The organism is uncultured Nostoc sp., from assembly GCF_964247315.1.
Lineage (GTDB): Bacteria > Cyanobacteriota > Cyanobacteriia > Cyanobacteriales > Nostocaceae > Nostoc.
This window is the reverse complement of the sequence record NZ_CAXTTT010000026.1, coordinates 32,316-52,495: the sequence shown is the minus strand read 5'-3', so window position 1 is coordinate 52,495 and position 20,180 is coordinate 32,316. Positions and strand designations below refer to the sequence as shown.

Below are 20,180 nucleotides of genomic sequence, written 5' to 3'. Positions count from 1 at the left end.
ATAAAGAAAAATTTTATTCAACTAAGGGTTGTGAAATTGTGAAAAATTCCTGACGGCGTTGAATCAACACTACAACAGCACCGCTTGCAACCACGGCAAAGGCAGAAGGAATAAATGGCAACCATAGCCCTTGTTTTAAAAGAGCGATCGCACAAACTCCATATAATATGACAACTGTCACAAAGATGGCGTATCTTTTATTTAACAGTGATCGCACCCACCAAATAATCAGACTCCCAACTACAGACCAACCGCATATCCAGAGAATATCGCTCCAGTAAGGCAAAACCCAAAGAATTGGACGTTGGTCTAAAACTGTACTCAAAACTTGGCTAACCATTTGTGCTTGTATAAATACCCCTGATATCTCTTGGTAATCTTGTTGTGCAGTACTGTAGGGAGTTGACCAAGTATCGCTGACTGTATTAGCTGTCACTCCAACGATAACTACCTTATCTTTAAATGATTTACGATCAAATTTATTGCTCAATACATCATCAAGGGAAACTCTCTGATAATCTGTATTACGGTAATTGACAAGTATTTGATTTCCGCCTAAATCAACTCCTTGTTGATAGGCACCACTGCGACTAGGTTTTAAGCGTTTAAATACTTTAGAGCCAAACTGTACATAATCTTCATTAAATTTAGGTTTAATATTTTCATAAGATAAGTAACGAGTAACTAATTGCAACGAGAACGAATAAGGCGTTGTACAAGTCGAAGAAGGCTCTTGTGCCATCATCAAAATTTGGCGACGGACGATACCATCTGGGTCTTGAATTGTATCAGTAAAACCCTGACGTACTACAGGTACGTCTTTCGGAGGTTTAACACCTTGGGGATCGTATTTACTATCGGTGCTTTTGCAGACAACAATAACGTTCTCTTTATTAAGTTCAGTCGGAAGTTGTATTAGATTTGATTTATTTGGGGGGTCAGCGAAGTCTCTATAAATATCCAGTCCAATAACTCGCGGTTGATACTTTTGTAATTTGTCGAGCAATTTAGCTAACGTACTATCCGAAATGGATTTCAGTCCTTTGGTCATGTCTTGTCGTGATTGAATATCTTTTTCAGTAATTTCTACAATTATCAACCTTGGATCTGGATCTTCCTTGGGTCCCAGCCGTAGCATTTGATCAAAAGTTTGTAGTTCGATTTTTTCAAAGACTCCCAAGTATCTCAAACCTAGCGTTGAAACAGCCACAAGAAAAGTACTAAGTAGTACATTCCAAAATTTAGATTTTGATATCGCAATTTTACCTTTTGTCGAAACTTTACCCACAAATTTAGTATTACCAAATTTGCCACGCAGTTCTTGCCACGTAGTAGGAACAGTTGTAGGATTTTGACAGATGACTGGCAACCAACTGGCACAAGGAAATTCATTTTCCAGTCCTTGAAGTCTTTCTCGTGCTTCTCGCACAGCCAAGTAAAATGGTTTGCTATCTGCAAAGGCAGTAAGAAAGTTTTTTAAAAATTCCTGTGCTATTAAATCTGGCACTCCTTCCCGCATTACAATCATTTGGGGAATGTTTAAATCCGCTAAATTTCGTCCTAAACCAATTCCGTCACAAGAGTTGAAAATTGCCAGTTTTAAACCGCGTCTAATTGCTGCCTTAAGTGCATGTTTTAATTGCGAAATTGCTAAACTTTCTGTTTGATTGATGCAAATTTCCCCTATCTCCCCGTCCGCAAGACTAGTACTATGCCCGGCAAAAAATAGAATATCCCAATCCTGATTCCATAGATATTCGTCAAGTATTTGCCGTGTTGGTTCTATAAGAAAGGTGGTTTTTGCATCTGTTAAACCTTGTAGCAAAGAGGCGTCTTTATCAATATCAATACCAACTCTATTGCCTAGAATTGCCAAAATTTTGACTTTACCTGTAGGAGATTTTTGTAATAGCTGAGGAGATTCATACTCATGATTGCTTAAAGCTAATTCTGCTTTCGGGTAATCTTCAAAAAAATTCCATAGATGCCAAGGTAAACGATGCAATAGAACTATATTTGTTTCAATAATGACTCTAATTTCATCATTACGACTGAGTAGAGTTCGTAACTGCCGTTCAATATTCTGAAATGACTCAAATTTCAACCAAGTATTGATATTTGCTTGTAGCTCTTGACACACTTCATCGAAGTCATTGACAGAAATATTGGTTATGTCTTGTGAATGTACTTTTATCCGTTGATTGCTACTACCCAGGCGTTGATGAACTGCTGCGTAGAGTAACTGCCATCTGCGGTAGAGTTCGCTTAGTTCTGGTGCTGGCGGTAGACTTCCTGTTAATTTCACGGGTACAAATTGGTTATGAGACCAAAGTTGAGCCATGACAACAGGAAATCCTTGATTTAAATCTCCTCCCAAGAAGCTGAAGACAACTAGCTTACTCATAAGTTAAGTGGACTTTGCCATTCGTGATTAACTAATGATTAATCAACAGGGAGCATTTTACTTATTATGCAAAAATACCAAAGGAAAGTGTAGTATAAGGACTACGCAAGACAAATTTGGGCTAAACCTATGACCCTCGAAGAAAAACAACGTTTACAAGCCGCCGCAAAAGAGATCGCATCAATCTTGTATAAAGCTAAGGAAATTTATCTTTTAAGGCAGGGGGAGTAGGGGAGGCACTAGTACCGCAAGGCGGAAGTCAAAAGTCAAAAGTCACGCATAATTGTATTTCGGGCTTTTACACCATTTGAAATGGTGAGGCAGTCCGGTCTTGGGGGTTCCCCCCATAAGGAACTGCCGAACCCAAAGGGGTATGTTTATTTACGCCGTGCTGTACTAGCGATCGCTCCTTTCTCATCCTATAGAGCAGTAAGAATCGAAACTTAGTGCTAAGTCAAGAAGCTACGCTGAATGCGATTATTTCGCAATTTATTGATAATAAGTTGCTCTTATTGATAAGATACATTCGCCTTGCAGTGGCATCTATTCAATATTCACTCCATACTACAATTACGTTGTGCCTATCTTAATGGTCAACTCGCTATTTGATATTTTTGTATAAGTAGGATGCTCCCAATCAACACCAATTTGACACTGCTGGCTCCTAATAACTAAATTATGAAATTTTCTGTTATTTGATAATTATTCAGATCGATCTGAACGCTGAAACATTCTCCTACTTCCCCATCAAATAGTTTCAATTGCACGTAGATATCTTGAACTCTTGCTTGTACTTGTTGAAGTATTTCCCCTCGATCTGAAAGTAAAACTAGCTTGATAGTAGCAGGTAGGTAAGGTTGATTACAAGCTGGATGTAGCTGTACGCGAATCCTAACTTGTTGGTTAGCCTCTGGTATTAAGGCAATTAATAAAACAACTTTTTGAGCCTCTATTTCCATTCCCAAGTCAATCAGCTTGGCGCGTTTGATAGCGGTAGTATTTAACCTAGAAGAAGTGCGGAAATTAAAAGCTATGCTACTAGAGTTTGACTCAAAAAAAGTCTCTATAGCTTGCCAAGAATCATCGTAAATCTGCTCCAGCCAACGACTAAGATTCACTTGTACTTGTGAAAATTGCGTCGGCGCAGCTCGTTGTAGATATCGCAGCCTTTCTTGGTACAAACGCTGCCGCCACTGCTGATTCTCTAGTAGCACTCCCCAGGTTGTAAATGGCACTGCAAGTCTAGGAAATGTTACAGAGGAATTACCTAACCGTTGTACAAAATTTTCTGCTTGAATATTCGATAATTCTGGTAGTGGAGCGATCGCAGCTTTCATCTCCTCTGTTCCACAAAATTGGTAGGTCATCCAAAAAGCATTAAGGTCTTTAATTAAGTGCCGTGCGTCTATACAATAAGTCCTATCTACTTGGTCATAGTCTGCTAGTGATTTAAGTGCACTATGGGTTATATAGCTCCAAATTCTTACCCACTCCCCATCTGGTGTGACTTGCACTGCTAAATAATAGTCTGCTGCCCAACTGGGAATGTCTACCCATTCTTGAGGAATTTCTAACTCGCTATCATCAATTGCCTCGCTAGGAATTAAAACGACTCGCTTTTCCTTTAACAAAATTGCTGTGCCATTGACAAATTCCCAAAAAGCAGGAATACCAGGGGAACTATGCCAGATACTTGCTTCTGGAATATATTCAGCTTTTACCCAATTTAAAAACCCATGAAGGCAAATTAGATTTATGTAAGCACGCCAGCGACTGCTAGGTGTGGCGTACATTTGGCTTTCTTGCCAAGAACTTGTCTGTAATGATGGTGATATTTCTAACAATAGTTCTTGCGGTTCCGTAAAACCAGAAGTCATTTTTACTACCTCATTTTTCATAACGTCAGCGAGATTCCCCATACTTAACTTTCAACCATTCTTCCAAATCACTACTCATATCATTAACTAGGTTGGAAGTCACAGAAATATTAAGCGTGTCTTGACTCCATTGGATCAATGCTTTCAGCATTGATTCTCTACATTTGATCAGCCGACGAGAAACAGTAGGCTGACTCATTTGTAAGCGTTCTACAATCTGTGGCTGAGTTAACCCCTGTTGGTAGTAAAGTTGAAGTATTTCCTGGGTTTTTGCCTCAAAAGTTTGTAATGTTTTTAACAAAACAGCTTCAATCTGAGATTGTTGATTTTGTTGGTTTTGGGCATCCTCTTGGGCTATCATCTGAGCGATTAATGATTCAGAGGATGGATCTGGCAAATCAAAAGTTTTTGTGTAGTCATCTTCTGGTATCACTAAATTTAGAGAACTAACAGGTGGATACAGATAACCACGCACGTACACAGCTGTCTGGGTTAACCACTGTTCAATTTTCTCTCTCGTGGATTCTGGAGTAGATTGAGTTAACTGATTTTGGCGTTCGCGGTTGTAGAGGTTGACAATAGCTTCCCAAAGTTGGGGTTCTGGTTCTGGTAGTGACTTTGTGCCACCTGGTTGGTTTTGAACATACAGTTCTTTGAAACAAGTCCAGGCTAGTCGATATTGGGCAATTAGAATCGGTGATAATCCAGCTTGAGCAAAAGCTTCTAATAACTGCTTTTTGCTTACTTTGCGTAACAATGCCCAATTTGTGCAGATATCAGCTTCTTTGCGTTGGCGTAAAATATCTTTTAGCCGACTGGGAACTGCCATAGTAGCATAGGCTTTTAAGCTAGAGCATTTTTCTGGGTTAAATTGTTTAAGAATTGTTTCAATTTCAGCATTCGCCATTTGAAAATAATCTGCTAGGCTATATTGACTATTTGTAAATTTGGCAATTGTTTTTTTAGCAGCCCAATAATTTGATTCCTGTAAATAAGCAGATAAATGTATTCTAACAAGGCTATTAGATTCCTCTCGCCAGCACTTGTGCCAATGTAACGCCCAAAAATTTTCTGAGTTAGGGACGAATGGTGAAGACTCCAAGTAATTTTGAATATTTCGATGTAGTTTGATATCAATCAACCATTTGCTGAATTTGTCTTCTTCCAACTCAATGAAGGTTGAGAACATCTCGATAATTTTTTGACGAGGACGCATAAGCAGTTAAAAATTTCAATTGATCCGAACTTAAGCAACTATCAAAGCCGCAGAAGCTTCTGTAGACAATTGCAGGATACTGGTTTTATAATTTGCAATTCAATAGCGCACATATTTTATTTTTTGATATTTTTTGAAGATAACTATACTCATATTCGATTGAATCTAGATAATTTAGTTATTTTAAAGTTAAAGTGGCGTAAAAAGCGATTTTAGCCGTTGCATACGTTTTTCAACACCGTCAATACCCACTATTGCAGCTTCACCACCAAAAACTATCCGCTACTTTGATCGCACTTTGCCCCAAAGCATTGCTCACATCGTACTGATTCCAGTTAATAGCAAATTTTTGGTCACTCCTGCACTATTACAGAAGGTAGCCACTGTACAGGAATTTGCCCAAAAGCATCAAGCCGTGGCTATTTTGAATGCAGGCTTTTTTGACCCAGCGAACCAAAAAACTACATCTTATGTTGTCATACAAGGAGAGTTGGTAGCTAACCCCAAGGAAAACGAGCGGCTGGTGAATAATCCCAACTTAAAATCTTATTTGGGTCAAATATTCAATCGCACAGAATTCCGTCGCTACTTATGTGGGCAAACTATCCGTTATTCCATTGCCCTACACAGCCAGTCACCACCAGCAGGTTGTCAGTTAGTCGATGCTATAGGTGCTGGCCCACGCCTATTACCAGAACTCACCTTAGAAAAAGAGGGCTTTGTAGACAATGCCAATAAACGAGATGCGCTTGGCAGCAACCAACCCAATGCCAGAACTGCCGTAGGTATCACCCGTGATGGCAGCGTCATTTTAGTTATGGTGGCTCAAAAACCCTTGGCTCCCGCGAACTCTGGAATATCTTTGCCAGCATTAGCTGATTTGATGAAAACTCTTGGTGCCGATCAAGCAATGAATCTGGATAGGGGAAGTTCGTCTTCGCTTTATTACAATGGGAAAACCTTTTACGGGAAGGTTGATTTGGAGGGAAATTTTATCAAGCGTCCTGTGAAGTCGGTTTTGCTGGTTCAGAAAAATTAGGGGCTATGGGAATTATACCTACCCACTGGTAGATTTTTGCAATATCACCAATCCCGGAATCCGAATTGAGTCACAATTATAATAGGCAATCATTGAAGGTACTGTTATGCTTCGTCTAACTCAATTTATTCGGAACTTGTTCCTTCGTTTTGAAGGCTTGTTTGGTGTTTTATTCCAAAGTATTTCTAATTTTTTCGGAAATTTATTTGGTTTTTTTGGCAAGCTTTTCGGATTCAGTGAGTCTGGTTATTTCTTGGAATCCGATCGGGTGCAAAACATAAAGCAAGCTTCAGCTAAACAGCCAATTGAAACGAATCGGGATAACACTGCTAAAATTCCTGCCACTAACCGCCGTCGTTCTAATGCCAAACTTGACGACTACTACCTCAACATGGCTCGTGATATGAAAAAGAACTGAAAAAAGCCATCAAGTGGAGGGTAAGTTTAGCAATAAGCTGTTCCACCTTTAACTTGCATAATTAAGGCGGGCAAAACTTTGGCATGAGGGCTACTTCAAAAACGCTCAGTACAGGTCAGCCGAATGCTGTCCACACTACAATATTTTAATTAAATTTAAATATGCAAATTATATCTGGAACAGTTTATCAATAACTAAATGGCGCTTTGCATTTTCACAAAAATCATCTAGCCACAATTAAGGAATTTGTATGTGCGTAGGCGAGTATTTACCGCAGGCATCGCACCTTTAATAAAAATTTTGTCCAGTTTGAGGCTGGACAATAGCTAGAAATATTTTTGAGATTGAATATTTACTTGGTTTTTAACTTACCAAATCAACTAAGGCGTTGCTTTGGAAGCGGACTATAGATGAAACTGAGCAACCGCGATAATTCTCAGAGGTGAATACTGATAGTGTGATATTAGCTTGACCTGGATCTAAAATGCGTTTTACCTTGCAGGTTTGCATTTTATTGTTGCAGTAAGCAATAATCCGATCGCCAGCCTTGACTTCCAACGCTTGAATTTTCAATTAATACCAACCTTGCCAAGAATTTGCTTTGTTAAAGGAAAAATATATTGCTATATCTCACTCGCTTAACAATAGCAATATTTTTTTAGTGTAGCACAAAAATCAAGGATATCAATGCTATCAATTTAATCTTGGTAATGTCAAGTTTATTCATACTGTAAATACTAGTGCAGGAGGTAAAAGGCAGAATTTTATTTGTTGCTCTCAACCCTATTTAATTCCAAGCCACCAAATCGTTCGCGCAGTTTACAGGTCGGGGTATTTATTGAAATCCAGATGAAGAGAAACCTCTGCTCCAAAGAAGTTGGAGCTAAATTTTTTTGATGGAAGATTTTTCTCTCAATGTTTTTGTTACAATCATTGAAATTTTTACCTAAAAATACCACTATGGCTTTATACGCTGAATTACATAGACATCTAGGCGGCTCGGTCGTACCACGAGTTTTATGGCGATATTTCGAGCGACATTCTACGGAGTTAATTTCCCGCTTTGCTGACTATTCAGATTTTGAAGATTTTTATACCCGCCCACGTAACACCCTAGATGAGTATCTAGAATTACACACTCTGGTAGAAAGCGTGCAAACTGTGGAGACTTTGCCTTACTTTATCTATCGCTTGGTGCGGGGTGCTTACATATTTGAAAATTTGGCTTATCTGGAACTGCGCTATACTCCTTATTTGCGGACACCTGAGCATCTGAGTCAATCCGAAAGAATTGACAAGATGGCAGAAATTGTGCGAGTAGTAGGACTTGCCAGCCACCAGCCAGAATATCCGATTGTTACTAGCCAAATTCTCTGTATGCACACGCGCCTACCATATCAGGTGAACAAGGCGATTGTTGATTTGGCGGCGCAAAATAAACAGTATGTCTGTGCAGTAGATGTAGCGGGAGGTGGTAGTAGTTACGCCGATCGCTTAGAAGAATGGATTAGCTTATATGATTATGCGCGATCGCTGGGCGTTAACACCACGGGACATCTATATGAAACCACCGCTAGTTGTTACCCAGAACTGTTACCATATTTGATGCGAATTGGTCACGGCATTCAAATTCCCCTACTATATCCAGAACTACTTAATGATGTGGCTAGACGCGGACAATGTTTGGAGGTTTGTCCGACAACTTATCTCAAAACTGGAACTTTGCAAGATATACGTCAACTCAAATTAGTTTTTGACCGTTGTCTTGATGCTGGGGTTGATATCGCTATCTGTACTGATAATGCCGGATTGCACAATGTGCGTCTACCTTTTGAGTATGAGAATCTCTTGACTTACAACATTATTAGTTTTGAACAACTACAAGCTTGTCAAGATGCAGCTTTCCGTCATGCTTTTGCTTGGCCTTACAGTCAACCTCCTGCATCACTGTTGAACGGTTTGCTCAAACCTGAACCAGCTAAAATTTTGTCCATGAGAGATACTAATTAACGATCGCCTAAAGATATTCATAAAGTTAGGTGATTGAATGTTAATTAATGTTGCAATTACTAATTTATTCTGATGCCATAGAAAAAGTTGTAATGCATAATAGATATCTTGCAAAATTAATGTTTTAGAAATAAAACCACAGATGCACACAGATAATTTATCGGTGTATATTTGTGGTTCCTTCTTTACTGAAAAAGGATTCTTGCTATAATATCAAGTTCGGATAATTATATAACAATATTACCAATAGAAATACTGAAACAATTTCACTTACCTCTCCCCCAACCGCTAGATGCGCCCGTTTAACAACTTAGCTATGACTTGGACATGAGAAGGAAAGTTCATTGTTATATGATTACCAGGAACTTCGTGGATTTCTAGCCCTTCCATCGCCAAATCATGCCAACCGAGTTCTGGATTTTGCGGGTTGAAGGAGTCGCGATCGCTTGCTCACAAGAAGATGACTTTACCTGGATAAGCTTTCGGGACGTAGTTTTGCATCGCTTTAATTATGGCAGGCTTTACAGTCAAATACATTTAACGACGCAAGGACAGTTAAGACAACATCAAATAAGCTTCATATAACAACTTAATTGCTTTGTACTAAATTATAAAGGTGGAATCATGACAAGTTATATCAGCAGGGGTAAAGAGGTAGATTGTGTTCAGCAAATTTTGGGCACTCACATGAGGTATTCAGAAATAAGCTTTTGGATTGCCCAGCAAAATGCACCGAACACCACAAATCTAGAGTCACAAATTGCAAACTTAGAATCACAAGTTACAAGTTTAGAGTCACAAGTCACAAGTTTAAAGTATCAAGTCTCTAACCTAGAACACGATGTTAGGCAAGCTGGAGCCATTGCAATATTTTGTGTTGGAGCGTTTTGTGCATTGTGGGCCCAGAATACCGGTCGTAATGCATGGTTATGGTTTTTCCTTGGAATCTTCTTCGCTCCAATTACTCTCATAGTGCTACTTGCCAAAAATTCAGATGACAGAAGGTCGCAGAGATAATTGACCAAAAAAGACTCATGATACAAGCCCCTAAATTTATTTATGGGGATTATTAATTTTGACTTTTGACTTTTGACTTCCCCGAAAGGGCTGACCTCCTCGTTTGATAAGCCGATATAGCCATAACGTCAAAATCACCAACGTCTACGCAATCTACAAAAACAGAGATTGAACAGTCAGATCCTTCTGGGTGATGGTGAAGTTACGCTGTTCTGCTGTCGCAATGAATGAAATGATCGCTTCACACGCTACAGCCACTGTTAACATTACTAGGTTTCGTGCCAACGGATAATCACAGACATCATCATTCACCTCAGAAGGAACGCGATAAACTTCATTCCAAATCACTTCTGCATAATCTGCTGATAGTCCAGCATGAAGACAAGGAATATTTAATTCTTCAGCATAATCTTTCACTGCTTGACGTGCCACGCTATTGTCAAAGACATCGGCAATTAACTGGCTGTCTTTGAGTAATTGAGTTGTATTTGCTGGTGTTAACTCTTTTGTCTTAGCATCAACTTTAGTACCAATTGCTCGATATAAATTATTCGCTAAAATCTTCGCCTTGAACGCTCCCACATCAGAACGGTAGTAAGGCTGAGTCGAAAGGTTACGCTCCTCAATGCGATCGCGATCTATCACTGTAAGTTTATCAAAACCAGACCGAGCTAAGTTTTCAGCTATGTTAGCTCCTAATGCTCCAGCCCCACAAATAGTTACAGGATAGTTTTTTAACTTTGTCATCACAGCATTGGTGCGGTAAAGCTGTTCGTGAAAAAAGATGTTCATTGTTCTCACTACTCTTGTTGTTCCATGACACCAACTAAGGATTGCAAGTCAAAATCGCGATCGCGTCCACTCAGACAAATACCAGAACTAACAACAGTCAAATCAGTTTTAGCGATCGCACTACTATGGCGAACACCATCAGCAGTTATCCAATCGACTGTCCAGTAATCGCTGCGATCGTGGAATTGATTTAATTCACCACCGCCCATTTGCAATGCCTTTCTCAATCGCTTTTCATCCTGTTGGGGTTGAGTAAATCCCTCAATGCGCCGAGTTGCTAATTCATACACTGTGCGGATTTCTGGAGTAATGCCCTTAAACTCTAATTCCTCAGCAGGAGTGAGTTGTTTGAGGGCAGATTGCAGAGTTTCAGAAATTGCCGGATCGGTACGGCGATCTACTTCCTCGAACCAGCAAGACTGCCCATTCCATCGGGCAATGATTTGTTCAAAGGCGATACCCTCAGTAACTAAGTGGACTGCGATCGGCTTAACCACCTTCAACCGTTGACGTATATCTGCTTCATTCACAGGGTATGCTAACCAGGTTTGTTTCCGTAGTTGGTGTGCTAACCGCAGCCGTATTTGGGGAAAGTGTTGCAGGTATTCTGCAACTTGGGGTAAGTCTGCTTCTTCTACAACCGTTGCTATTTTCTCATCCACAGGCTGAAAGATGCCCCAACCTTCAAATTTACTAGGCTTTGGACTGAAAGTGTAGATCATCCCGGCTACCCGTGTGCAAACTCGTCCACCTTTGACGCAGGGGGCAAGAAATTGGGTAGCAGACAACTGTGCTTCTGCGATCGCAATTTGGTTGATTAGCTTACGGATGTCAGTCATCATTATCTCTGTTTACGCATAATTACCCAAGATTATTGCCAGCAATTGAGTATATAAAAAACATAATTGTCGGTCAGTAAACCCAAAAAATAGAAAAATAATGACTACCCAAATACAACAAATATCAGAATCCCGAAAAAAGTTAGCATCTGCTTACCGTGCAGTTTACGCAATTGGAGTTTTGAGTATTTTTCTAAGCATAATATTCTTTGTTGCTGGTAGTCGATTGCCTGATTATCTAATATTGGGAATTGGTTTTTTATTTTTTGGTTTACTCTATCTAGTTCTAGGTTTCTTTGTCCAACGTAAATCAAAAATTGCACTAGGTATTGCAGTAGGATTGATGTCGCTAAATGCTTTAACTGCTATTTACAATTTGATTCAAACAGGTAAACCGTTTGGCTTGGCTATTCCCATGATATTTTTAGGCCAGACTATAGAAGGATTTAAAGCTATAGAAGTATTAAAGTCAAAGACTTGAAGTTAATTTTCATTTTGTTAATCGATAGCCTTCTACTTAGAAAGTAGTACAATTCCTGCGTGCAAGTTGGTGGAGCATTGCGTGTTCTCAGTTACTAGAGGGACTCCGCTAGTGAGTTGTTACACACTCTTTCAAGGAATGGCTACTTTTAAGCCTACCTCCCAGGTTCTTCGCACTCCCCGTTCACACACGCCCACTGTATTTGACAGTGTTACTTTTCCTCTCGTACTAGTATGTAGGCTCCAAGAGTTGGGGCACGCAAGATACTACTATAATATGTTACGTCTTCAGATTCTTGATGAAACTTTCTCTAGCAAGCCTCCCTCGCCTTCTGGTAATCATAGTTCATGGGATGAAATCCTAGCTACTGTTAGTTAACTTTACAAAATACGCAATGCTTACTATTTGTAATGGTAAACATTGCCATACTTCAGAACTTACTTATCATCTCGCACAGGCAACGGCATATCCAAAATCTCCATCAGCAAATCCAGACGAGAGGGGCGCGTCAGGAGTGGAACGATGTTCGGCAAACTGTAGTAGTCACCCGCGAAAGTGAACGTATCAACAGGTGCTTGCTGCTGCTTCAGTTGACTTTCCACCCAGTTGTAATGAGTACCCACACGGACAATCACCACATTGGGCATTATCGCCAATTCCCGGCAGTAGTTCTTGTAGACTTCACCGAAGTAAGGAGCAGCATTTTCGCCCTCATCCGTCACTAGAATAATCTGGTCAACTACCTGCTTCTTCTTCCGCATTGCTTCCAATGCACAACCGATGCTAGTACCACCGCCTGCCTTGATGTGCTGGAAGGCACGCTCCCAGTCGCTCAACTCCTTGCCTTTTGCTGTAACAGCGTAAGGAATGGTGTCAAAGGCGTAGACAAACAGTTCTGTCTTAGTGATACCAGAGATTAGGGCAGCGAGTTGCAAACCCGTCGCGATCGCATTTTCCATTGAACCAGACTTGTCTACCAATAAAGCAGTTGGACGAGCGATCGCACCACGCCGTTTCACCTGTTCGTTTGTCACCTTTTCCAGTTGGGCAACGGTGTCTGCGTCAAAATCTCCTGCGTCTGTGGCAATCTGTGCTTTAAATGCTGAGACACGCGTACTCTTAGACGCTGCTTCCAGCTTAGAATCAATCAGCTTCTTGACTTCTGGGTGATCCATTGCACCTCTAGTCTGGAGAGACTTGAGATTGTTGATCGCTTCTTGAGGAGTCATGCTGTTGATTAATGCCACCAATACAACTGGTGTAAGTTGGTTGATTGTACCAATTGCGATCGTATATGGAATTTTGAACTCGACAATCAGCCGTGCCTGTTCTGCGGCATTTTCTGCCTTAGCAAGCTGCTTCAGCACATTTGCTAAAGAACCCTCTGGAGGAGTATCGCCAAATAGAATCGCATTTGCCCGCTCATTTGGCTTGATGTGCAGCGAAGCGTATAAGTGCTTCATTGCTTTACGACCTCTCAGAGCAGCGCGATCAAACAGAGCCGGATTACTCTCCCGTACCTTTAGATAACGCCGTACCGCAGTGCGGGCGGAACGAGGCAGTTTATTCTGCTGCTGCTTCATGAAGTCCACCACACGAGCCACTTGATAGGGAGGAAATTCTTGCAGCATCATAAATCCAGCATCTCGGTGTTCAGTCAAATTGCTGGTTAACAAATGAGCAACAAACACCTCTTTATGGTCGCGGACATCACCATGACGCTGATACCAAACTGCCAGGTGTCCGTAGAAGATGGGATCGAGTTCAACAATCAACTGATGAATTTCTGCGACTTGCTCAAGCTTGCGGTGAGGAGTTGTGAGCAAACTGTTGAGCATTTCCAAACGCAGGTCACGTTCTGCGGTGTTCATTATGAACCTCCTCTAGTTGTGATGGATGAGGAGGCAGATGTTGCACGCGGGGCGATCAAGTCACCGCGCAAGTTGTAGAAGCATTGTGTATAAATTTTTCAGACTTATGTAAGCTTCTGCGATCGGGGCGCGGCAACAACTGCCAATTAGAAATTTGATGTAAAGTATCAAAATCGTTGGTACTACTCCCTAAAAGTAGTAGCTGCGTAGGCTGCCATCATATCTGCCGCTATTGCGACAGCACTTTTTGAAAGCAGCGACCAGAACCACAAAGACAAAGGTCATTGTTACCAAGCTTTTCTTGTAGTTCCTTGTTGCCATGAACAAAGCGATGCCTACGGCGGGCTACGCCTACGCCACGTTTAACAGCTTTTTCAGATGGGTAGCCACGACGACGTTTGCTTGATGGTTCAAAAACAGAAATCGTCGAAATCTTCAGGCTCGATGTTGAAATTATCAATCTTCTTCATCGTTTTCACCTCCATATTGAAATGAAATAAGATCACCTCGTGCAAGTCGAAAAAGCTGTTGATTCACACACGGGATTTGAACCCATAGTTGCTTGATCTCAAGTCAAGTGCCTTACCATTCGGCTAGTATGTAAGCTTTTTCAGTTAGGGCACGAAGTGAAAATTTTAGTTTTTAGAAAGTTGATTTAAAATAAATCGAATTTCTTTCTTGTTACACTGCTGTTTCCTAACAGCGTAAATCATTCGACCTCTATACATTGCCGCAGAACGATGAATTATCCCTTTGACAACATCGGTCACATAATGAGTTGGTGGGGGTGGAAAATCTTCAAAGGTAATTAAATACCAAATCTCGTTTAGCTTTTGGTATTGATGATAATTATCAATGATGACAATATCAGTTTGCTTCTGCTTTGACTTCTGCTTTCGAGGTACTTTCTCGGCTGCACAAAGAATTCTAGTTTCAGGATGGATATAGAAGCGATCGCGATGGCTTACATCTAGCTGAATTCGATACCCTCGATAAGGCTTGCTATAAAAACCACCATCAATTATTTCTACATACCGTTCAACGTAGTCCCACACATGATCGATGACATGCTGTCCTGCCATTGTACTGGGATCTAGTCGTTGACACAGTTGACTGTAAACGTCATTCCAAGGCTGTCCGACTTGTGAGCGCAAAAACCGACGCAGAGGGCCGAGATGATCTGAAAGATACTTAGATTTATTTATTGGTTTAATCAGGTAGGGATTCAACAATCCATCTTGAATAGCATCCTGGGTGATTTTGTATAATTGCTTCTTAAAGCCAGTCACCTTTTTGAGGCTAATTCTCCTCCCACCGCGAGGACGCTCAATCACAATCTCGCTCAAACGATGTTCGCTCATATCTCACGTTGTTTAAATGCAGTTGTACTAATTGAGTTGTTATTAAACATGAGTTAGCTAACATCATTGAACTCACCTCTGTGTTGAGTAAAGGTTATAGATAAATCCGATTTAAATACAGGACTAACGCACTCAAAACCTGAAACTTCGATCCCCCCTAACCCCCCTTAAAAAGGGGGGATCTCAAAAGCCCCCTTTTTAAGGGGGTTGGGGGATCTCTTATGCGTAAGTCCTAAAATAATTAGAATTCCGCACAAGTTAGCAAAGCAGTTTTCACAATTGCCTATACCAATTTGGCTACGCTCCCATCAAAGGGAGCGACAGGAGTTGAACCTGCATTCCGTTGCCGGAGTGTGTGTAGGCTTTACAAGTTAGGGCGCAAAATTAAGTCTTAAATCATTCTGTGCAAGTTTAAGAAGCTTTTTACAGCTACGATCCCTCTTACCAAATATTGGCAGTGGGCACGCACGCTAAATCTGCGAGAGACTTAGAAATCATGCTTCGCTGATTCGATCGCTCGAACTTTACTACCTTAGGGCCGTTATGAATGTGTATGTATGCTTCTTTTGTTAGGGCACAGATGACTAGGAAATTTAACCATAGACAGCTTCCGGGCGAACAATCAGATCGCCACTAGGACGGCGATCGATTACGTAAGCAGAGAGGCGATCGCTATTCACATCTAAATACCGAGCAACGCGCTCCTTCACTGCCACATCATTCATCCCTGCTGCAATTCCCAATTGTGTTTTTGGCACATCAACAGAACGTCCTTCAAATCGAATATGAACCATTACAATCACCTCTTGTTTTAATTACGAATTGATATTAGTGGATCTGATCGGGATTGAACCGATACCCTCCCTGTGAGAGTTACACTCACACCTCATGCGAGTCGAAAAAGCTGTGGTAACACCGCAGGAATCGCACCTGCAACTTATCGTTTTAGAGACGATCGCTCTACTATTGAGCTAGTATGTAAGCTTTTTCTGTTAGGGCACAAGTGACATCTGGGAACTCTACCGTTAGAGCTACAGACCCAAGGAAAGCATAATTGCGATGTTCTAATTGAGGTTATTGCAACCTTCAATAGAAATCAAAGCAAATGGAGCCGTCGGGAATTGAACCCGAATCCTGCAACCGTCCGTTTGTTGGCTTCGGAGCTGTCGAACGCCAATCGCGGCCCCAAACAGTAGCATCTATGCAATTGTCAAGGTTCCAAGGGGTTTTAGTTTTGCCTTTTGAGGAGGCTTTTATTTTTATACTACAAATATACTACAAAATTTACATCATGTCAAGTGTCGAGATGGATCGGGCAATTGTCCTTGATAAGGAACTGTTGGGCTTACCAAGAGCCAAAGGCATGGCGTGATGACTACCTGGAACTACCAATCTAAAGTCACGGGGTAAAGGTGGTGGAATGCCGCTGTCTCTAAGTGGTGGTACGATGTGCGTAATCGACTGGTTGCTGATGTGTTTTATGATAATGGATAAGAATTCATCCAATTTACCAACGGCAAAGAAAGACTGGTAGAGACAGCTTGACGCTGGGAGTGGGAAGGAATATTGGAATACGCTGCTATCCTAACTCCTGCCTTTTTGTAATGCAAATCCAAGGGTCTATTTTTCTTATTTCAGTAAATTCACTGCAACAGTATTTCTCTAGAAAGGTACATAAAAGTATAAGTTCACTTTCAGGAAAATTACGATGAATTTTACAGAATCTCTCAAAAATGAACTAATTTATTCAGGTATAATTGACCAAAGTTTAAAGGTAGGAGATATTATTCCTAATTTCATTCTACCTAATGCTTTCAATCAACTAGTAGAATTACAAAAACTACTATTTAATGGGCCTGTAGTTATTTCGTTTTTTCGAGGTTATTGGTGTCCTTTCTGTAACTTGGAACTAGCAGGACTCCAGCAAGCATTACCTGCGATTAAAACATTAGGAGCATCAATAATTGCTATTTCACCTCAAAATAATCGTCATACCATATCAACTGTAGAAAAACACGAGCTAACTTATGAAGTATTGAGCGATCGCAGCAACATGATTGCTCGTCAATTTGGAATTGTGTTTCAAATCCCAGAGTATCTAAGACATATATTAGAAGAAAAGGGTCATGTATTACCTAGATACAATGGAGATGAGTCTTTTGAACTACCTATTCCAGCTACATTTGTAGTCGATCGAGACGGAAAAATAGTTTATGCTTTTGTTGATGCAGATTATACTAAACGGTTAGACCCAATTGAAATAGTGAGTATTCTCAGAAATATTCCTATAGTTAGCAAAAGCTAGTATATTAATTTTAGATTTGCACCATCTTTTTCAAGTCTTAGATAATACTCAGCTTTCTATCATACTCATATCAGAATAATCTGTCACTCTAATAATTAAAATAAATCAGATAGATACTTGAAAATATTTCCTTTTCAAGTATCTATCTGATTTGATGAGTTTCATTTAAAATGATCGTAAAAGAGTTGTCAAAGATATGCAAAACACCAATATACAAAAAGCGACATTTGGAGCAGGCTGTTTCTGGGGAGTTGAAGCAGCATTTCGTCAAGTAAAGGGAGTAACTTCTACAGCAGTTGGTTATAGTGGCGGACACTTTGAGAATCCAACCTACGAAGATGTCTGTAGAGGCAAAACTGGACACGCTGAGGCAGTGGAAGTGGAATACGATCCGGCAATAGTATCTTATGATGAACTGCTAAATGTGTTTTGGAATAAGCACAATCCCACAACATCAAACCACCAAGAGCCAGATGTTGGTTATCAGTATCGGTCAGTGATATTTTTCCACACTCCAGAGCAGGAATTATTAGCAAGAGCCTCCAAGGAGCAGCTTGAGCATAGTTCTCGCTATCACAAAAATCCAATTGTGACGGAAATTGTACCTGCATCGCAATTCTACAGAGCGGAAGAGTATCATCAGCAATATCTGGAAAAGCAAGGACGAGCATCTTATAGGATAGGCTAATCTTTCACTGGTTCAGGGGGATGTTAAAAGCCGAATGCTGTAAATCCCCTTACTTGCTATACATATCAGGGAACTTTGCTTGAAGTTTAGCCAGTTTCGGCAAGTCATTCACTACCACATAGCGATCGCTCGGATGATGTGCTATGTAATTCTGATGGTATGCCGCAGCCTGATAAAAACCTTTCAAAGGAGCTAATTCTGTCACAATCTGCTTGTCGAAGATTCGCGATTTGTTGAGTTGAGCGATATATTCGTGTGCGACTCGCTTCTGCTCATCGTTAGCAAAAAAGATGACCGAACGATATTGCTTACCTGAGTCGGGGCCTTGTCGATTCAGCTGTGTTGGGTCATGCGCTACCAAAAAGTAGACCTTCAGAAGCTGGTTATATGATATTTGTGATGGATCGTAAGTGATTTTCACTGATTCAGCATGATTAGTTAATCCAGCACTAACAATCGCGTAGTCTGCGGTTTTTGCATCATCCCCAGAAAAGCCAGAAACGACATCAGAAACACCTTTGAGATGCTCAAAAACTGCTTCCATTCCCCAATAGCACCCACCAGCGAAAACCGCTACTTGCTTTCCCTTCGGTGCAGCATTCGAGATATCAGTGGCGGGAGCAGGAAGTATCACACGAGATGCACCGTATAGGAGTACAAAAGTCAGCGAAATAATGGACAAGTTGCGTAATAACTGCCTAGAGAGAGTAAAGTTATAAATTGACATGACGTTGTGAACTCCTTTATTTAATAGACGAAGCTAGAGTTTATTCAGCTATTTTGTCATTAGATAGCACTCATAATTTTCAAACCCAAATCGACAATAAAAACTTTCGGCAGAAGTATTTTTCCGCTTATAGATATTCATGAGCTGTAACCTGACGTTGGCATAATAGTAAGCTGAACCAACCTTGGACATTTGACCAGATTTGTAATGGCTGGAGTGCATGATTTTCTAAAACAGAAATTAAAGTTGGTAAATGAAACTTGCGGGATATTTCGGTACGAATTGTTTCCCCAGACTTGAGAGAAACTTGATAATCCAAAGCTTCTAGTACTGCGGTTTGATTTGTGAGACTTCGTAGATGCATTTCAATTTGGTGAGCTACTAGGTTGTAGAAAGCCCAATGTTCAAATTGGTTAACTTCAAAATTACCTTGAAAGCGTCGATTGAGATGGTGCAAAATATTTAAATTAAAAGCTGCTGTTACAGATTGAGAATCATTATAAGCTGCCTCAATAATTTCTATTGGCTTTTGCAAATCCACGCCAAATAAAAAGAATTCTCCAGGTTTCAATGCTCGTTCAATTTGAGTGATACCAATTCTCTATGAAGTTGCACTTAATAAAGCGGAGGTGATGTAATCCCATCCACAAATCGAGGCGATCGCTTCGTTCGAGAAGGAATCAAGAACCTGTTTTAACTGCTGTCTTAACTGATCTAAAGTTGTGCAATGTTCCCAAGACAATTTGTACTTGATGTGTTCCCATAAGCGTTCTATAGGATTCAACTCAGGACTATTTGGTGGCTGGAAAATGGGAATAACATTATCAGGCCATCTTAAATCCAAGGACTTGTGAAAGCTACCATTGTCCATCTGAACCAAATTCAACACTTCAGAATAAGTTTTTGAAAAAAGGTTTAAAAAATCTTGAAAACACGTACTATCCAAGTGAGAGAACTCCCAGAAAAAACTATCTCCTGTTGCTGGCTCAACAAGACCATACAGATAAAAGTTTTTTCACATGCGACAACAATACCTTTAGGTTTAACCCCTTTAAGGGTGATTGTGCGACCTGTAATTGTTTTCAGCCCTAAACGACTTTCATCTTGGCACCAGTACCGTACTTGTTTACCTGTC

At 40.5% G+C, this 20,180-nt stretch carries 22 protein-coding genes and 1 tRNA gene; 9 read left to right on the top strand and 14 right to left on the bottom strand.

Features of this window, described 5'->3' with window-relative positions; genetic code table 11:
• Positions 1-13 precede the first annotated feature (13 nt).
• From ACFE93_RS10475 to ACFE93_RS10465, 3 genes are all read right to left on the bottom strand, one after another.
• Positions 14-2,404 carry a CHASE2 domain-containing protein gene (locus ACFE93_RS10475; RefSeq protein ID WP_375473232.1) on the bottom strand — a complete coding sequence of 797 codons (2,391 nt, stop codon included), beginning with the start codon at positions 2,402-2,404 and terminating at the stop codon, positions 14-16.
• Positions 2,405-3,075: 671 nt separating this feature from the next.
• A complete protein-coding gene (locus ACFE93_RS10470) occupies positions 3,076-4,281 on the bottom strand; it encodes a DUF1822 family protein (RefSeq protein ID WP_375473231.1) in 1,206 nt (401 codons plus the stop codon).
• Between the two features lie 25 nt (positions 4,282-4,306).
• The gene (locus ACFE93_RS10465; protein WP_375473230.1) at positions 4,307-5,497 is read right to left on the bottom strand and encodes a sigma-70 family RNA polymerase sigma factor; all 1,191 of its coding nucleotides are present in this window, start codon (positions 5,495-5,497) and stop codon (positions 4,307-4,309) included.
• A 349-nt stretch (positions 5,498-5,846) separates the two neighbouring features.
• Between ACFE93_RS10465 and ACFE93_RS10460 the strand changes: the two genes are divergently transcribed.
• A complete protein-coding gene (locus ACFE93_RS10460) occupies positions 5,847-6,536 on the top strand; it encodes a phosphodiester glycosidase family protein (protein WP_375473229.1) in 690 nt (229 codons plus the stop codon).
• 106 nt (positions 6,537-6,642) lie between these two features.
• Positions 6,643-6,954, top strand: a complete 312-nt coding sequence (locus ACFE93_RS10455) for a threonine dehydratase (protein ID WP_375473228.1) — start codon at positions 6,643-6,645, stop codon at positions 6,952-6,954.
• 363 nt (positions 6,955-7,317) lie between these two features.
• On the opposite strand, the gene ACFE93_RS10450 is transcribed toward ACFE93_RS10455, so the two are convergent.
• Entirely contained in the window at positions 7,318-7,527 is a 210-nt protein-coding gene (locus ACFE93_RS10450; RefSeq protein ID WP_094352741.1) for a hypothetical protein, read from the bottom strand.
• A gap of 387 nt (positions 7,528-7,914) precedes the next feature.
• Between ACFE93_RS10450 and ACFE93_RS10445 the strand changes: the two genes are divergently transcribed.
• From ACFE93_RS10445 to ACFE93_RS10435, 3 genes are all read left to right on the top strand, one after another.
• Positions 7,915-8,964 (top strand): adenosine deaminase, encoded by a 1,050-nt coding sequence (locus ACFE93_RS10445; RefSeq protein WP_375473227.1) that lies wholly within the window; start codon positions 7,915-7,917, stop codon positions 8,962-8,964.
• Positions 8,965-9,363: 399 nt separating this feature from the next.
• A complete protein-coding gene (locus tag ACFE93_RS10440; protein WP_375473226.1) occupies positions 9,364-9,549 on the top strand; it encodes a hypothetical protein in 186 nt (61 codons plus the stop codon).
• 39 nt (positions 9,550-9,588) lie between these two features.
• Positions 9,589-9,981 carry a hypothetical protein gene (locus tag ACFE93_RS10435; RefSeq protein WP_375473225.1) on the top strand — a complete coding sequence of 131 codons (393 nt, stop codon included), beginning with the start codon at positions 9,589-9,591 and terminating at the stop codon, positions 9,979-9,981.
• 153 nt (positions 9,982-10,134) lie between these two features.
• On the opposite strand, the gene ACFE93_RS10430 is transcribed toward ACFE93_RS10435, so the two are convergent.
• Positions 10,135-10,773 carry a ThiF family adenylyltransferase gene (locus ACFE93_RS10430; RefSeq protein ID WP_375473224.1) on the bottom strand — a complete coding sequence of 213 codons (639 nt, stop codon included), beginning with the start codon at positions 10,771-10,773 and terminating at the stop codon, positions 10,135-10,137.
• An 8-nt stretch (positions 10,774-10,781) separates the two neighbouring features.
• On the bottom strand, positions 10,782-11,612 hold the full coding sequence (locus ACFE93_RS10425) for a hypothetical protein (RefSeq protein WP_375473243.1): 831 nt from the start codon (positions 11,610-11,612) through the stop codon (positions 10,782-10,784).
• A gap of 100 nt (positions 11,613-11,712) precedes the next feature.
• On the opposite strand from ACFE93_RS10425, the gene ACFE93_RS10420 reads away from it, so the two are divergent.
• Positions 11,713-12,093 carry a hypothetical protein gene (locus ACFE93_RS10420; RefSeq protein WP_375473223.1) on the top strand — a complete coding sequence of 127 codons (381 nt, stop codon included), beginning with the start codon at positions 11,713-11,715 and terminating at the stop codon, positions 12,091-12,093.
• Between the two features lie 437 nt (positions 12,094-12,530).
• On the opposite strand, the gene ACFE93_RS10415 is transcribed toward ACFE93_RS10420, so the two are convergent.
• The 5 genes from ACFE93_RS10415 to ACFE93_RS10395 form a co-directional block, all read right to left on the bottom strand.
• Entirely contained in the window at positions 12,531-13,964 is a 1,434-nt protein-coding gene (locus tag ACFE93_RS10415) for a VWA domain-containing protein (protein WP_375473222.1), read from the bottom strand.
• A gap of 229 nt (positions 13,965-14,193) precedes the next feature.
• Positions 14,194-14,424, bottom strand: a complete 231-nt coding sequence (locus tag ACFE93_RS10410) for a hypothetical protein (RefSeq protein WP_375473221.1) — start codon at positions 14,422-14,424, stop codon at positions 14,194-14,196.
• Positions 14,425-14,498: 74 nt separating this feature from the next.
• Positions 14,499-14,567: transfer RNA gene (locus tag ACFE93_RS10405), tRNA-Ser, on the bottom strand.
• 32 nt (positions 14,568-14,599) lie between these two features.
• Positions 14,600-15,325 (bottom strand): hypothetical protein, encoded by a 726-nt coding sequence (locus ACFE93_RS10400; RefSeq protein ID WP_375473220.1) that lies wholly within the window; start codon positions 15,323-15,325, stop codon positions 14,600-14,602.
• Between the two features lie 593 nt (positions 15,326-15,918).
• Complete coding sequence (locus ACFE93_RS10395) at positions 15,919-16,119, bottom strand: hypothetical protein (RefSeq protein ID WP_375473219.1); 201 nt, start codon at positions 16,117-16,119, stop codon at positions 15,919-15,921.
• Between the two features lie 311 nt (positions 16,120-16,430).
• Here ACFE93_RS10395 and ACFE93_RS10390 point away from each other — a divergent pair, with 311 nt between their 5' ends.
• The 3 genes from ACFE93_RS10390 to msrA (ACFE93_RS10380) all read left to right on the top strand — a co-directional run bounded on the left by ACFE93_RS10390 (position 16,431) and on the right by msrA (ACFE93_RS10380) (position 18,318).
• Positions 16,431-16,697, top strand: coding sequence for a hypothetical protein (locus ACFE93_RS10390; RefSeq protein ID WP_375473218.1), 267 nt, complete (start codon positions 16,431-16,433; stop codon positions 16,695-16,697).
• Positions 16,698-17,033: 336 nt separating this feature from the next.
• A complete protein-coding gene (locus ACFE93_RS10385; protein ID WP_375473217.1) occupies positions 17,034-17,630 on the top strand; it encodes a peroxiredoxin-like family protein in 597 nt (198 codons plus the stop codon).
• Positions 17,631-17,826: 196 nt separating this feature from the next.
• Complete coding sequence (gene msrA / locus ACFE93_RS10380) at positions 17,827-18,318, top strand: peptide-methionine (S)-S-oxide reductase MsrA (protein WP_375473216.1); 492 nt, start codon at positions 17,827-17,829, stop codon at positions 18,316-18,318.
• A 49-nt stretch (positions 18,319-18,367) separates the two neighbouring features.
• Here msrA (ACFE93_RS10380) and msrA (ACFE93_RS10375) read toward each other — a convergent pair whose 3' ends face one another.
• From msrA (ACFE93_RS10375) to ACFE93_RS10365, 3 genes are all read right to left on the bottom strand, one after another.
• Positions 18,368-19,045, bottom strand: a complete 678-nt coding sequence (gene msrA, locus ACFE93_RS10375) for a peptide-methionine (S)-S-oxide reductase MsrA (RefSeq protein ID WP_375473215.1) — start codon at positions 19,043-19,045, stop codon at positions 18,368-18,370.
• Positions 19,046-19,172: 127 nt separating this feature from the next.
• The gene (locus ACFE93_RS10370) at positions 19,173-19,616 is read right to left on the bottom strand and encodes an L-histidine N(alpha)-methyltransferase (protein WP_375473214.1); all 444 of its coding nucleotides are present in this window, start codon (positions 19,614-19,616) and stop codon (positions 19,173-19,175) included.
• 30 nt (positions 19,617-19,646) lie between these two features.
• Positions 19,647-20,048: a transposase gene (locus ACFE93_RS10365; RefSeq protein ID WP_375473242.1), complete on the bottom strand. Its 402-nt coding sequence runs from the start codon at positions 20,046-20,048 to the stop codon at positions 19,647-19,649.
• Positions 20,049-20,180 lie beyond the last annotated feature (132 nt).